At 61.7% G+C, this 14,770-nt stretch carries 13 protein-coding genes; 10 read left to right on the top strand and 3 right to left on the bottom strand.

The annotated features are described in order from the left end of the window. Positions 1-111, top strand: a 111-nt coding sequence (locus C5N93_RS22625) for an integrase core domain-containing protein (RefSeq protein ID WP_242558265.1), incomplete at its 5' end; no start/stop codon positions are given. Positions 112-172: 61 nt separating this feature from the next. Here C5N93_RS22625 and C5N93_RS22620 read toward each other — a convergent pair. Then, positions 173-1,369, bottom strand: a complete 1,197-nt coding sequence (locus C5N93_RS22620) for a M20 aminoacylase family protein (protein ID WP_242560996.1) — start codon at positions 1,367-1,369, stop codon at positions 173-175. A gap of 213 nt (positions 1,370-1,582) precedes the next feature. Here C5N93_RS22620 and C5N93_RS22615 point away from each other — a divergent pair, with 213 nt between their 5' ends. Both C5N93_RS22615 and C5N93_RS22610 read left to right on the top strand, forming a co-directional pair. After that, positions 1,583-3,658 (top strand): molybdopterin oxidoreductase family protein, encoded by a 2,076-nt coding sequence (locus C5N93_RS22615; RefSeq protein WP_150719958.1) that lies wholly within the window; start codon positions 1,583-1,585, stop codon positions 3,656-3,658. Continuing rightward, positions 3,606-4,829, top strand: coding sequence for an aminopeptidase (locus tag C5N93_RS22610; protein WP_242560990.1), 1,224 nt, complete (start codon positions 3,606-3,608; stop codon positions 4,827-4,829). Before C5N93_RS22615 ends, C5N93_RS22610 begins: the two co-directional genes overlap by 53 nt. A 38-nt stretch (positions 4,830-4,867) precedes the next feature. Here the strand turns inward: C5N93_RS22610 and C5N93_RS22605 are convergent, their stop codons facing one another. Further along, entirely contained in the window at positions 4,868-5,347 is a 480-nt protein-coding gene (locus tag C5N93_RS22605) for a MarR family transcriptional regulator (protein ID WP_242560989.1), read from the bottom strand. 374 nt (positions 5,348-5,721) lie between these two features. Then, on the bottom strand, positions 5,722-6,867 hold the full coding sequence (locus C5N93_RS22600; RefSeq protein WP_150719956.1) for a porin: 1,146 nt from the start codon (positions 6,865-6,867) through the stop codon (positions 5,722-5,724). Positions 6,868-7,185: 318 nt separating this feature from the next. On the opposite strand from C5N93_RS22600, the gene coq7 reads away from it, so the two are divergent. The 7 genes from coq7 to murF all read left to right on the top strand — a co-directional run bounded on the left by coq7 (position 7,186) and on the right by murF (position 14,769). Beyond that, positions 7,186-7,833 (top strand): 2-polyprenyl-3-methyl-6-methoxy-1,4-benzoquinone monooxygenase, encoded by a 648-nt coding sequence (coq7, locus tag C5N93_RS22595; protein ID WP_242560988.1) that lies wholly within the window; start codon positions 7,186-7,188, stop codon positions 7,831-7,833. A gap of 417 nt (positions 7,834-8,250) precedes the next feature. Then, positions 8,251-8,679: a division/cell wall cluster transcriptional repressor MraZ gene (gene mraZ, locus C5N93_RS22590; protein WP_010806918.1), complete on the top strand. Its 429-nt coding sequence runs from the start codon at positions 8,251-8,253 to the stop codon at positions 8,677-8,679. 34 nt (positions 8,680-8,713) lie between these two features. Beyond that, positions 8,714-9,655, top strand: a complete 942-nt coding sequence (gene rsmH, locus C5N93_RS22585) for a 16S rRNA (cytosine(1402)-N(4))-methyltransferase RsmH (protein ID WP_242560995.1) — start codon at positions 8,714-8,716, stop codon at positions 9,653-9,655. Next, a complete protein-coding gene (gene ftsL / locus C5N93_RS22580; protein ID WP_150719954.1) occupies positions 9,652-9,996 on the top strand; it encodes a cell division protein FtsL in 345 nt (114 codons plus the stop codon). Before rsmH ends, ftsL begins: the two co-directional genes overlap by 4 nt. After that, positions 9,993-11,768: a penicillin-binding protein 2 gene (locus C5N93_RS22575; RefSeq protein ID WP_242560987.1), complete on the top strand. Its 1,776-nt coding sequence runs from the start codon at positions 9,993-9,995 to the stop codon at positions 11,766-11,768. The genes ftsL and C5N93_RS22575 overlap by 4 nt, the downstream gene beginning before the upstream one ends. Before the next feature lie 32 nt (positions 11,769-11,800). Continuing rightward, on the top strand, positions 11,801-13,339 hold the full coding sequence (locus C5N93_RS22570) for a UDP-N-acetylmuramoyl-L-alanyl-D-glutamate--2,6-diaminopimelate ligase (protein ID WP_242560994.1): 1,539 nt from the start codon (positions 11,801-11,803) through the stop codon (positions 13,337-13,339). Further along, a complete protein-coding gene (gene murF, locus C5N93_RS22565) occupies positions 13,336-14,769 on the top strand; it encodes a UDP-N-acetylmuramoyl-tripeptide--D-alanyl-D-alanine ligase (protein WP_242560986.1) in 1,434 nt (477 codons plus the stop codon). The genes C5N93_RS22570 and murF overlap by 4 nt, the downstream gene beginning before the upstream one ends. The last annotated feature ends 1 nt before the right edge of the window (position 14,770 follow it).

The following is a 14,770-nucleotide window of genomic DNA, read 5'->3' as shown; positions in this document are numbered from 1 at the left end:
CTCAAGCAAGCCGTCAAAATGGTGAGACAGTCCGTGCACATCTACAATCACGAACGACCTCATGCGGCCCTGAAATACAAAACGCCCGATGCGGTGCATCGGGCGTTTTGAATGACTTTTTCTGTCAACCTATTTCAGGACTTGACATGCCAATGCTTCGGATCAACAGCGCTTACTTATGGCGTGCGAAGTAGGTTTCGACCAGTTTCGCCCAGTAAGTCCCTCCAAGCGGTAGCAAATCATCGTTGAAATCGTAGCTGGCGTTGTGAAGATTGCAGGGGCCGAGGCCATGACCGGTGTCCCTGTGTGTTCCGTCGCCGTTACCAATGAAGACATAGGCGCCGGGCTTCTCCAGCAGCATGAACGAGAAGTCTTCGGCGCCCATCGTCGGCTCGACCTTGTCGTTCACATTCTCATTGCCCACCACCTGACGCATCACATCGGCGCAAAGTGCGGCCATCGCGGGTTCGTTGATGGTCGGAGGATAGTTACGGTGGAACTCGATCTCTGCCGAACAACCCAACCCTTTCGCGACGAACTCGGAGACCTCGTGAAGCCGGCGTTCGATCAGGTCCAGGACCTCGATGGAAAACGTGCGAATCGTGCCACCCAGCCATGCGATGTCGGGGACCACGTTCGTGGTGTCGCCTGCATGGATCTGCGTAATGGAAAGCACGGCGGCGTCGATGGGACGCTTATTGCGCGTAATGATGCTCTGAAGCGCCTGAGCGACCTGAACGGCGGCAATAACCGGGTCGATCCCTGCATTCGGGATGCCCGCATGCGTACCCTTGCCACGAATCGTAATCTTGAATTCGTTACTCGACGCCATCATCGGCCCAGGAGTCACGGCGAACGTTCCGGTCGGAACGCCCGGCCAGTTGTGCATGCCGAACACGGCCTCCATCGGGAAACGCTCGAACAAACCGTCTCTGATCATTTCGCGCGCGCCGCCACCACCTTCTTCTGCGGGCTGGAAAATCAGATAAACGGTGCCGTCGAAATTTCGATGCTTTTGAAGATATTGCGCCGCAGCAAGCAACATCGCGGTGTGCCCATCGTGGCCGCAAGCGTGCATCTTGCCTTCGTGTTTCGACGCGTGCTCGAACGTGTTGGCTTCGTGGATCGGCAAGGCATCCATATCAGCGCGCAGGCCAATTGCGCGGTCGCTGTTGCCGTTCTTGATGATGCCGACAACGCCGGTCTTTCCGAGGCCACGATGGATGGGAATGCCCCATTGCGTGAGCGTTTCAGCGACTACGTCTGACGTGCGCTTCTCTTCGAAGCAAAGTTCCGGGTGTGCGTGAATATCGCGTCGGATGGTCTGGATTTCGCCGCGTGCGGCGTCGATTTCTGGAATGAGCTTCATGACGGGGTTTCCTGCTGAGCGCAATGGCTCATCTTACCCCCTAATGGCAGGTCTGGCATCTTGCTCGGAATTGTCTGAACGCCCTGTCGGATGGGGCTGAAAAATGTCCGAAGTCCCCGTGTGGCGGGGCAGCCCGCGAACGAACGTAATACAATATCGCCAGCGTCGCACTATTGCCAGACGCTGAAATTCGGTAGAGAGAGGAGTAGTTTGATGACGACCAATACCCACGTCGTTCGGGCCGCGTGCCCGCATGACTGCCCGGACACGTGCGCACTGCATGTGACGGTGGAAAATGGCGTTGCGATCAAGGTACAGGGTGATCCTGACCATCCGACGACCAAGGGTGTCCTGTGCACGAAAGTCTCTCGTTATACCGAACGTACTTATCACCCGGATCGTTTGCTGCATCCGCTCAAGCGTGTCGGACCGAAAGGTAGCGGGCAATTCGTCCGTGTGAGCTGGGATGAGGCGCTGGACGAGATCGCCAAGCGGTTGAGCGCCATTGCTGCGCGCGAACCCGAGGCGATCTTGCCGTACAGCTACGCCGGCACGATGGGATTCGTTCAGGGCGAATCGATGGCGGCACGGTTTTTCAACAAGGTGGGGGCGTCAGACCTCGATCGTACGATTTGCGCGAGTGCCGGTGCGGCGGGGTTGCGATACACCTATGGCGCTGGCGTAGGGATGCACGTCGAACATTTCGCCGATAGCAAACTGATTCTGATCTGGGGCAGCAATCCGATTACGTCGAGTGTGCATTTCTGGGCCACTGCTCAGGAAGCCAAGCGCCGTGGTGCCAAGCTGATCGCCATCGATCCCTATCGATCGCTGACGGCAGAGAAGTGTCACCAGCACATTGCCTTGTTGCCTGGTACGGATGCCGCACTTGCCTTGGGCATGATGCACGTCCTCATTGCCGAAGACCTAGTCGATCACGAATACATTGCGCGGCACACGATCGGTTACGCCGAGTTGAAAGATCGTGTGCGTCGCTATACGCCCGATCGCGTTGCTGAGATTTGTGGCATCAGCGCAGAGACGATTACGACACTCGCCCGCGAGTATGCGAGTGCGAAACCCGCTGCGATCCGTCTGAACTATGGCATGCAGCGCGCCAAGGGCGGCGGCCAGGCGACGCGTGCGGTAGCCTGTCTGCCGGCACTGGTTGGTGCCTGGAGAGACCCGGCGGGCGGGCTGTTGATGTCGTCGTCCGGGTATGCGCCCGTCGATGCCGTGGCGCAGGCGCGTCCTGATCTGCGGCCGCGACAGGATAAGGCGGCTCGCGTCGTCAACATGAGTGCGATTGGCGACGCGCTTTGCCACGCAGGCGATGAAACCTTCGGGCCGAAGATCGAGGCACTGGTGGTCTACAACAGCAACCCGGTGGCCGTCGCCCCCGAATCGGGCAAGGTCGCCGCAGGGTTTGGCCGCGAGGATCTCTTCACCGTCGTGTTGGAGCATTTCCAGACGGACACCGCAGATTACGCCGACTTCGTGCTGCCCGCCACGACGCAGCTCGAACATCTGGATATTCACAAAGCCTACGGTCATACCTATCTGTTGGCCAACAATCCGGCGATCGCTCCGCTCGGCGAAGCGAAACCCAATTCGGAGATATTCCGTTTGCTGGCCAAGCAGATGGGATGGACGGAGGCGTGCTTCTCCGACACCGACGATCAACTCGCCGCGCAATCGATTCGTTGGAGCGATGCCCGCATGGCCGGTAGTGACTGGGAGACACTCAAGCGTGATGGCTGGGTACGCTACGACTTGCCGGAAGCACCGTTTGCCAACGGTGAGTTCTATACGCCGTCCGGTAAGTGCGAGTTTTACTCCGAGCGCATGTTGCAGGAGGGCCTGGATCCTCTGCCGGATTGGGTGCCGCCGTACGAGTCGGTTGCCAGTAATCCCGAGCTGGCATCACGCTATCCGCTCGCCATGATCTCGCCGCCTGCGCGCAATTTCCTGAATTCAAGCTTCGTGAATGTCGATAGCCTGCGTTCATCGGTTGGGGAGCCGACGCTGGACATCCACCCTGCGGATGCCGCGATACGAGGCATCGAAGACGGTGTCGGTGTGCGTATTTTCAACGATCGGGGCACATTGAACGCAAAAGCGCGCGTGACGGAGAAGGCGCGCGAAGGTGTCGTGGTCGGTCTGTCGATCTGGTGGAAGAAGCTGGCTCCGGATGGAAAAAATGCCAACGAGGTCACGAGTCAGCAACTGACCGACCTTGGGCGCGCGCCTACGTTTTACGACTGTCTGGTCGAGGTTGTGCCGGCCTGAGGTTTGGCTGGAATCCCCCATCGCTGAGGAGCCTACTATGCCGTTCTCGCTTGCGATGCTCCTCACGTTCGCGCAGCGAGTCGCTGGTCGCAGCGTTGTCACCAGCGTAGTGATCGCGCTTTCGGGGTGCGGGCAGGTTGGCTATTACGCGCAGTCGATCAATGGACACTTCACTGTGCTGCATGACGCGCAGCCGGTATCCGAATTGCTTGCCGATCCGGCCATCGATTCGCGTCTGCGTTCGCGACTGATCGAGGCGGAGCAGATTCGCAGCTACGCGGTATCGGCGTTGGGAGAGCCCGACAACGGGAGCTACCGGAGCTACGCCGACCTCAAGCGGCCATTCGTGGTGTACAACGTGTTCGCGGCGCCCGCATTGTCGTTGAAGCTTCACGAGTCATGCTTGCTGGTCGTCGGATGTGTCGAGTATCGCGGCTACTATTCGCGCGAATCCGCCGAGGCGTATGCAGCGGAGCTGCATCGCGATGGTTGGGAGACGTTCGTCGCGGGCATTCCCGCCTACTCGACGCTCGGCTATTTCGACGATCCGCTGCTGAACACATTTATCTATCTTCCCCGGGCCGAAGTTGCGCGCATGATTTTCCACGAGCTGGCGCACCAGATCCTGTTCGTTCGTGGCGATACCGCATTCAACGAGTCGTTTGCGGTGACGGTGGAGTCGGTTGGTGTGCGTCGTTGGCTCGCAACGCATCCCGATGCTGCGATGGAGTATGAGCGATACGATGCGCATCGCCGGGAGTTCCGCAAGCTGGTGGATAGCTATCGAAAACGCCTTGAGGAGGTGTACGCCAGCACACTGCCGGATGCCGGGAAAGCGGAGCGCAAAGAGGCGTTATTTGCCCGCATGCGCACTGATTACGACGCGCTGAAAGTGTCTTGGGGCGGATATCGGGGCTTCGACCGTTGGTTCGCCACAGATCTGAACAATGCCAAGATCGGATCATTCGCAACGTATAACCAGTGGGTGCCGGCGTTCATGGCGCTGCTCGTGCAGGAGCAGGATGACCTGCCGAAGTTTTATGCGGCGGTAAAGGCGATGTCGAAGCGTCCTGAAGCGGAACGACGCGCCGCTCTCGTTGCACTCGATGCAACCCCGGCGGCCGAGATGGCGCGGCAGATACTGGATGCGCCGATGCGAGCGGGGCGCTAGCGGACGGGGCGGCGCCGATGCACAGATCCCGGATCTCGTCAGGCAATCACCGACTTCAGATCCCCGAGCAGTGCGTAGAGCTGTTGGCGTTGCGCCTCAGGCAGTTGTCCCAGGCGCTCCTCGATCCATCCTTCATGCGCACGTGCCATGTTGGAGAAGGCTTTCTTGCCTCGTGGCGTCAATTTGATCAGAAAGGCGCGTCGATCATTGACGACCGTCTCGCGGGTCACCCAGCCTTCCTTTTCCAGCTGATCCGTAATACCTGTCACATTGCCGCCGGTCACCATCATCCGCTTGCTCAATTCCCCCATCTTCAGCCCTTCCGGGTGGCGATCCAATTGTGCGAGCAGATCGAAGCGCGGCAACGTGCAATCAAACTCCTGACGCAGGCGAGAGCGGATATCTGTCTCGATCATGTTGGCGCAGGTGAGTAGCCGCAGCCAGAGACGCAGCGCATCGTGCTCACGGTCGTGGGCTCGCGTTTCGAGATCGAGAGAATCGGAGTCTGCGAGGCTCATGGTCGGCAGGGGGGAAATTTACAGTGTGGAAATTTTAGGTTTGAAATAAACGCGCGGTCAAGCTGGAAGAGTTACTGGTAATGGTGGCGGAGAAAAGCATAGGTGCAGAAGTGCACGCGAACATTCATGTTCATCCGTTCGCCATGCCGATGGGAGTCGCATCTTCAGGTCGACACCTCCGACCAATTTCTACGCCGATGGCGACATCGGTAGTCCGTGAGCCACGCTTCCCAATCGGGGTGCTGTTGCACCGACGTTGACGGTTTCGACTTGTCGGGAACCAGTCATAAGACCGCATAGAGGGAGCCCGAACAATAAAAAAGGGCACCCGAAGGTGCCCTTTTGCCAAAGCCTAAGTGACGGAAACTGTCAGCTTAGAACTTGTGACGGATACCGGCCGTGACTGCCACTTGATTCGTGCCGGTCGAGAACGGTTGGTTGGCCAGTGCTGCACCGCCCGGAGCGTCGTTGTTAGCATGTTGCCAGTTGACCACGAAGTACGTGTCCGTGCGCTTCGACAGGAAGTAGTCGACGCCAGCGTTGACTTGGTGGTACTTCGGCGACAGGCTGCCAGCTGCTTGGTTCAGCGTCGACCAAGTGTACGTGTACGACAAGCCCAGTTGCAGTGCCGGCGTCAGCATGTACTTGGCGTTGGCTTCGACGTTGTCGAACTTCCAGCTACCACCCGAGATGTAGTTGTACGCGCTGTGGCTGTACACGAGGCCAATCGTTGCCGGGCCGAAGGCGTACGAACCGCCAGCCGAAGCAATCCAAGCCTTATCGGTAGCGTTGCCGTTGAACGCCATCACTGCGTTCGCGTCAGCCGTCGTCAGAACACCCGAGCCGTTGCTGCTACCCGGCGACGACAGGTACAAGTAACCAGCGCCGAGGCTCAGAGGGCCGTTGGCGTAACCCAGGCCGACCGACCATGCGCGGTTGTTAGCGAAACCCGTGCCGTTACCCGTGTTGGATTGGTTCGAGAAACCATACAGAGCGCCGGCGCTGAGGCCGTTGTAGTTCACGCTCGTGTACTTCACCGAATTGTTGATACGGAACGAGTTGTTCAGGTTGTCGTTATCGAACGGGTGAGCGCCCATGTTGGCGCCCCACTGGCTACCCGAAGCGAACGGACCAACGAAGTCAACCACGGAGTCATACTGACGACCGATCGTGACCGTACCAGCCGTTGCGCTGCTGAGGCCAACGTAGGCTTGACGACCAAACATGCGGCCGTTTTGGCCCAGCGTGCCCGAACCCAGGTTGAAGCCGTTTTCCAAGACGAAGATTGCCTTCAGGCCGCCACCGAGGTCTTCAGCACCCTTCAGGCCCCAACGCGAACCTTGCAGGTTGCCATTGCTGAACTTGAAGTTCTTCGAAGCGGTGTTGCCGCCGAGCGTGCCTTCCTTGCTGTTGTAGGTCAGGCCAGCGTCGATGATACCGTACAGGGTCACGCTGCTTTGAGCGTGAGCAGCGCCAGCGAATGCGCCGAGCACACCCAGAGCGAGAAGCGACTTTTTCATTGAGTGATCTCCAAAGGATTGTGAGATTTGTTTAACAAGGTCACTAGTGATAACGTCCTTGCTAATCAACTTCGCGAGAAGTTGGACGTAATGTAACAAATTCACTTTAGGCGGCAAAGGAAAAGGCCGGTTTTACGCGGGTTTGCGACGGGTTTTGTTTCGTTTACGCAACATCCCGGAAACCGGCGTCTGGCGGGGATTTCGCGCGTTTGCGCCCGCGCAAGGCACGCCGGATAAAGGGGCGTATCATCGGCGGCGGACGCGAAAGAATCGTCCAGCGTTCCACATAGTGAAAGATTCAAGCGAGTTGAAAGTACGATGTTCTCCGACAGTCTGATTTCCGAACTTGACCGTGGCCTGCGTGCCATCGCAGGTGTCACCCAAGCCTCCCGTCCGACGCCCGTAGCGGCGCCCTCTATAAATAGTGAAGCTTCCGTTGGCGACGATGCGTTGACGCCGGAAGAGCGTCGTCACGTTGCCGGGCTGATGCGGGTCAACCACGTCGGTGAGGTGTGTGCGCAGGCGTTGTATCAGGCGCAGAAGCTGGCGACGAAGCGCCAGGAGCTACGCACGGCGTTCGAACATGCGGGCAAGGAGGAGGAGGACCACCTCGCGTGGACGTCGCACCGTCTGTCGGAGCTGGGTTCGCGCCCGAGCCTGCTCAACCCGCTCTGGTATGCCGGCGCGTTCGCCATCGGTTTCGTGGCAGGCAAATGCGGCGATAAGGTCAGTCTCGGCTTCATGTCGGAGACTGAGCGCCAGGTGGAGCATCACCTAGATAGCCATCTCGACGAACTGCCCCCACACGATCTGCGCTCGCGCGCCATCGTCGATCAGATGCGTCTCGACGAGATCGAACATGGTCAGGCCGCCCGCGACGCCGGAGGCATCGAACTTCCCGCGCCGGTGCAGCGCGTCATGCGCGCTGCGGCCAAGCTCATGACCACGACCGCCTACTATATATAGAGCGTTAGTCAGGCCCCCCGAACGACCCCTACCTCCGAATCGACTTCCCTTCGCGTAGCTCGCGCCAGCCCTGTGTGTACGGGTTTGGCACGGCGTGAGCGCGCACTACCCGGTATCGATAGTGATGGCGGGCCTCCTGCGAGGCGATGCCCAAAATATGAGGTTCCACTTTCACTATCGCACTTATGTCATTAATTTTCCTGACAAAATTCCGTTTTCCTGCTTTAGGAAAGTGAGCTAAGTCATTGTTCTGTCTACCAAATTGCCCCCTAAAAACGGGTGAAACGCTTGACCGGCCATACACTCTCCTCTAAAGTGGGAAATAGTGTGAGAAAGTGTATTTTTGTGTGGCGTACGGCACAAAATCTTTCTCTTTCGGCATGACGGGCAGGCGGACGAAACCTCACGGGAGCGCACGTGTTTCAGGGAGCCTCGGCACTTTCACTGGATGCAAAGGGACGGATGTCGATTCCGGCCCGGCATCGTGACGTGCTTCAGGGCGACGCTGAGGGCAAGGTGACGATCACCAAGCACCCCGACGGATGTCTGCTGCTGTTTCCGCGTCCCGAATGGGAGATCTTTCGCGGCAAGATCGCCGCACTGCCGATGGACGCGCACTGGTGGCGACGCATCTTTCTGGGCAACGCAGCCGACGTCGAGATGGATTCGGCGGGCCGTGTCCTGGTGGCGCCCGAATTGCGCGCGGCTGCGGGCATGGACAAGGAAGTCATGCTGCTGGGCATGGGCAGTCATTTTGAACTCTGGGATGCCGCAACCTATGCCGCCAAGGAACAGGCGGCGATGGCGCAAGGCATGCCCGAGGCACTGAAGAACTTCACTTTTTGACAGATCAGGTGGTCCGACGAGCATGGCGCACGCGGTGGAAACGGTAATGCAGCACCGCACGGTCCTGCTAGAGGAGGCCGTGGATGCCTTGCTGTGGCGCGACGATGGCGTATACGTCGACGGCACATTCGGCCGCGGCGGGCACAGTCGCAGGCTGCTCGAGCGGCTGGGCGACAAGGGCAGGCTGATCGCGTTCGACAAGGACCCTCAAGCGATCGCGGAGGCGGCAAAAATTGCCGATCCGCGATTTTCGATTGAGCACGACAGCTTCGCGACGTTGCGCGAGGCGATGGTCCGGCGCGGTATCGAGAAGGTGTCGGGGGTTTTGCTGGACCTGGGTGTCTCGTCGCCGCAGTTCGACGACCCCGCACGCGGATTCAGTTTTCGTTTCGACGGCCCGCTCGACATGCGCATGGATCCCACGCGCGGCGAGTCGGCTGCCGACTGGCTGGCCCGGGCAACGCTGGATGAAATGACGGAGGTCATCAAGGACTATGGGGAAGAACGGTTTGCTTTTCAGATTGCAAAGGCGCTTGTTGCTCGCCGGGCAGACGCCGACCGCCTCGGGCCTCTCGTCAGTACACGCGAGCTTGCCGCGATCGTGGCTGGCGCCGTCAAGACCCGTGAGAAGGGCAAGGACCCGGCAACACGTACCTTTCAGGCTCTACGGATTCACGTCAATCAAGAGCTTGCGGACCTGCAGATAGCACTGGATGTGGCGGCCGATGTCCTCGAAACGGGAGGCAGACTCGTGGCGATCAGCTTTCATTCGCTGGAAGACCGTATCGTGAAGCGCTTCATGCAAGCGCGCTCGAGCGCGCCGGCGGTGGATCGTCGCGTGCCTTTGCGCGCCCACGAGATTCCGGTGCCGCCGTTCAAGGCCGGTCGCAAGATCAAGCCCTCCGCCGCCGAGGTGGAGGCAAACCCGCGTTCGCGCTCGGCGATCATGCGGGTCATGGAGCGGGTGTCGTCATGAGCCGGCTCAACATTCTTCTGCTCGCGCTGCTCATCGGCTGCGCGCTCTCCCTGATCAATGCGCAGTACCGCGCCCGCGGCACGTTCGTCGAACTGAACCGCGAGCAGGCGCTCGAGCATCAGTTGCTTCAGGACTGGGATCGTCTCCAGTACGAGCAAAGCGCACAGAGCAAGAGCGCCCGGATCGAGAGTGTGGCCCGCAGCGACCTGAAGATGCAGGCCGTCTCGCCGGGCCGCACGCAGTATCTGTCCGCGCCGGCCGGTAGCTCGGGTGCGATGGTGGATGTGCCGGTGCCGACCGCGAGCGCCGCATCCGCCCCCGCGAGTGGAGGCCGCCGATGAGTCGCCGCAAGGACGCCAAGGCCAAGACCAAGGATGTGCAGTTCTCTGCCAGCCCGGTCCTGTCCGTGCGTCTGCCGATGTGGCGCTCGAAGATGCTCGTCTTCGTGATCTTCGGCGCGTTCGCGTCGCTGGTCGCGCGTGCCTTCTGGATTCAGGGGCCGGGCAACGCCTTCTATCAACGTCAGGGCGAGAGCCGTTACGAACGCACACTGGAGATGTCCGCCACGCGCGGCAAAGTGTTCGACCGTAACGGACAGGTGCTTGCCACCAGTCTGCCCGTCAAGGCGATCTGGGCGATTCCGGAAGACGTGCCCGACGACGTGTCGGCCGAGCAGGTGCGCAAGCTCTCGCGTCTGCTCGAGATGAGCGAGCCGGATCTGCGTCGCAAGTTCAATCAGGAAAAGAGCTTCGTCTACGTGAAGCGTCAGGTCCTGCCGGACGTGGCGAAGCAGGTGGCCGACCTCGACATTCCGGGCGTGTATCAGCGCAAGGAGTACAAGCGCTTCTATCCGGAAGGCGAGATCGCGGCGCACGTGGTCGGTTTCACGAACGTCGAGGACATCGGTCAGGAAGGCGTCGAGTTGTCGATGCAGAAGGATCTGGCCGCAACGCCGGGCAGCCGCCGGGTGATCAAGGATCGCCTCGGCCGCGTGGTCGAGGATCTCGACATTCTGGCCCAGCCGCGCGACGGCCACGACATCACGCTCTCGATCGACAGCAAGATCCAGTTCCTCGCCTACAGCGAACTCAAGGACGCCATCGAGCGTACCGGTGCCAAAGCCGGTAGCGCCGTGGTGCTCGACGTGCGCACGGGTGAAGTGCTCGCGCTCGTCAATCTGCCGACGTACAACCCCAACAACCGTACCAATCTGACGGGCGCGCAACTGCGCAACCGTGTCATCACCGATACCTTCGAGCCCGGCTCGATCATGAAGCCGATCACCATCGCTGCGGCGATCGAAAACGGCTACGTGAAGCCGACGTCGACGGTGATGACCACGGGCCGCGCCAACTTCTTCGGCGCGAACATCACGGACACCCACGACTACGGTCTGCTGACCGTAGCCGGCGTCATTCAGAAGTCGAGCAACATCGGTACCGCGAAGATCGCGTTGCAGATGAAGTCGCAGGAAATGTGGGACATGTTCACCAGCGTCGGCCTCGGTCAGGCCCCGAAGCTCGGGTTCCCGGGCGCGGTGGCGGGACGTCTGCGCCCGGCCAAGAGCTGGCGCCCGATCGAGCAGGCGACGATGGGGTACGGCTACGGTCTGTCGGCGTCGCTGATCCAGCTGGCGCGCGCTTACACGGTCTTTGCTCATGACGGCGAGTTGCTGCCCATTTCCATCTACAAGACGGATGGCAGCGTCGTGAAGGGCACGCCGGTGATCTCGCCGGCCACTGCGCGTGAAGTGCGCAAGATGCTGGAAATGGTGACGTCGCCGGGCGGCACTGCCACGCGCGCACAGGTCATCGGCTATCGCGTCGGTGGCAAGACCGGCACGGCGTACAAGCAGTCGGGCAAGGGATACGACAAGAGCAAGTACCGCGCATCGTTTGTCGGCATGGCGCCGATGTCCGAGCCGCGCATCATCGTCGCCGTGACACTCGACGAACCGGGCCGTGGCTCGCACTACGGTGGCGTAGCCGCCGGTCCGGCGTTCGCTTCGATCGTGGGCGGCACGCTGCGTGCATTGAACGTGGTGCCGGATTCGCCGGTGACCAAGCTCGTCGTGAGCGACAAGGTGGAGGAGAGCGAGCCATGGGCACCGTGACCCCGACGCCGGGCAATCCCGTGACGATCTCCATGATCGCCGATGCCACCGACCGCGCCACGCTCGCGCAGGCGTGGGACTGGCTGCGCCGCACGGTGCCGGCGGGAGCCACGCTGCACGCGGATAGCCGTCGCGTGACGCCGGGCGACGTGTTCGTGGCGTACGCCGTCAAAGGTGCCGACAGCCGCGGTTTCATTGCCGATGCCGTCGAACGTGGCGCAGCGGCCGTGCTCTGGCAGAGCGACGACTTTACGTGGCCGGCGCAACTGACCAGCCTCGCCAACGTGCCGCAATTCGGCGTGCCGCGTCTCGACTGGCTTGCCGGTCCGCTGGCGGCGCTGTGGTACGGCGAGCCGAGCGTCGGCATGACGATGCTGGGCGTGACGGGCACCAACGGCAAGACGTCGTGCAGCCAGTGGCTGGCGCAATTGCTAACGAAGACGAATGTCCGCAGCGCCGTGATCGGCACGCTGGGCAGCGGCTTCCCGGGCCATCTCACGGTGACGGGCTTCACGACGCCGGATGCCGTTCAGTTGCAACGCAGCCTCGACGATCTGCGCGCGCAAGGCGCTGCGGCGGTCGCGATGGAAGTGTCGTCGCACGGTTTGTATCAGGGCCGCGTCAACGGAGTGGCGTTCGACGTCGCCGTGTTCACCAATCTGACGCAGGACCACCTCGACTACCACGGCACGATGGCCGAGTACGAGGCCGCGAAAACGCGTCTGTTCGATTGGCCGGGGCTGAAGGCAGCGGTCATTAATCGTGACGACGCGATGGGACAACGCCTGCTCGCACGTCTGGCCGGGAAGACGCCGGTCTTCGAGTACGGCATTCACGGCGCCGCCACGTCGAAGCATGGCAACCGCGTGTTGCGCGCCGAAGAGATTCGGGCGACCACAGCCGGTACGCGCTTCACGTTGCACATCGACGACCAGAGTCAGCAAGTCACGGTGCCGTTGATCGGCGAGTTCAACATCAGCAACGCGCTGGCGGTGCTGGGTGCGGCGCTGGCCGCCGGTGTGGCGCAGGACGCCGCCATCGCCGGACTCGCAACGCTCGCGCCCGTCTCCGGTCGGATGGAACAGATCGGACAGCCGGGGCAGCCGCTGGTCGTGATCGACTACGCGCATACGCCCGATGCACTCGACAAGACGCTTGCCGCGCTGCGGCCGGTGACCGAGGCGCGTGGCGGCAAGCTCGTCTGCGTGTTCGGTTGCGGTGGCGATCGGGATGCGGGCAAGCGTCCGCAGATGGGCGCGGTGGCCGAGCGTCTGGCAGACGCGATCGTGCTCACGAGCGACAACCCGCGCACCGAGGTGCCGGCCGAGATCATGGCGCAGATCGCCGCCGGGCTGACGCAGCCCGATGCGGCGCGTCGCATCGAAGACCGCGCCAGTGCGATTCTTCAGGCGGTGCGCGGCGCGCAACCGGCCGACGTCGTGCTCATCGCGGGCAAGGGTCACGAAAGTACACAGGAAATCATGGGTAAGAAGCGGCCGTTCTCCGATCAGGAACACGCACGTCTGGCACTCGCAGCGCGCGCGACTACGGTACGCGGAGGTGGCGAATGACGCAGACGCCGACGCCGATGATGACGCCGATGTGGCACCTCGGCGACGCCAATGCCGCGGTGGCCGACTCACAAGTGGTCGGGGCGCCGTCGACGGCGTTCACGCGCATCGTGACCGATAGCCGCTCGGTGCAGCCGGGCGATCTGTTCGTGGCGCTCAAGGGCGAGCGCTTCGACGCGCACGACTTCCTGGCCGACGTGGCGCGCGCGGGCGCTGCCGCCGTGGTGGCCACCCGTGTGCCGGAAGGCTTCGAGACGCCGGCGCTGATCGTGCCGGATACCCGCATCGCGCTGGGTCAACTGGCGGGCGCATGGCGCCGTCGCTTCGCGATTCCCGTGGTGGCCGTGACCGGCAGCAACGGCAAGACGACCGTCAAGGAAATGATCTCGGCGATTTTCGCCGAGGCGGTGGGCGCGGATGCGCGTCTGGCAACCGCTGGCAACTTCAACAACGATATCGGCCTGCCGCTCACGCTGTTCCGTCTGAAGGATGGCGACAAGCTGGCCGTGCTCGAACTCGGCATGAACCACCCGGGCGAAACCGCGTATCTCGCGAAGATCGCCCAGCCGACGGTGGCCGTCATCAATAATGCACAGCGCGAACATCAGGAATTCATGGTGAGCGTGGCGGCGGTGGCCGAGGAGCATTCGGCCGTGCTGGCGGCGCTGAGTGCCGACGGCGTGGCGGTCTTTCCCGCAGAGAGCGAATTCGCGCCGATGTGGCGTGAGGTGGCGGGCAAGCGTCGCGTGCTGGACTTTGCGCTCGACGCGCGCGCTGCGGTCTCGGGACGCTACGACGTGGCAACGCGCGTGCTGCGCGTGACGTCGCCGGCGGGCGAGTTTTCGCTCACGTTGCCGCTGCTCGGCGAACACAACGCACGTAACGCGCTGGCCGCGATTGCGTGCGCATTGGGCGCGCATGTCGACATCGGTTCGATCGTGCGGGCACTTGAGGCGTTTTCGGCCGTCAAAGGCCGTCTCCAGGTGTCGACGCTCTCGAAGGGACCGCTCGCAGGTGTCACGCTGATCGACGACACCTATAATGCGAACCCCGATTCTGTACGGGCCGCGATCGACGTACTCGCTCAAACCCCTGCGCCGCGCGTTCTGGTGCTTGGCGATATGGGCGAAGTCGGCGACAACGGCCCGGCATTCCATCGCGAGGTAGGCGAATACGCCGCACAGCGCGGTATCGATCGTCTGCTGGCGTTGGGTGAACAGACGCCGGCCAGCGTCGCTGCGTTCGGCGACGGCGGCGAACATTTTTCGGATGTGACCGATGTCGCGCCGCTCGTGGGCAGGTTGAACGCCACGTTGAGTGCACCGGCCACGGTGTTGGTGAAGGGAAGCCGCTTCATGCGGATGGAGCGCGTGCTGGAACAGTTGCGCGCGACGACGGAAAGCGGGGGCGGCGACGCCCCGGCCAAGTGAT

Origin of the sequence: Pandoraea sp. LA3 (assembly GCF_022696215.1) — a bacterium.
GTDB lineage: Bacteria > Pseudomonadota > Gammaproteobacteria > Burkholderiales > Burkholderiaceae > Pandoraea > Pandoraea capi.
This window is presented reverse-complemented; position numbering and strand designations above follow the sequence as displayed.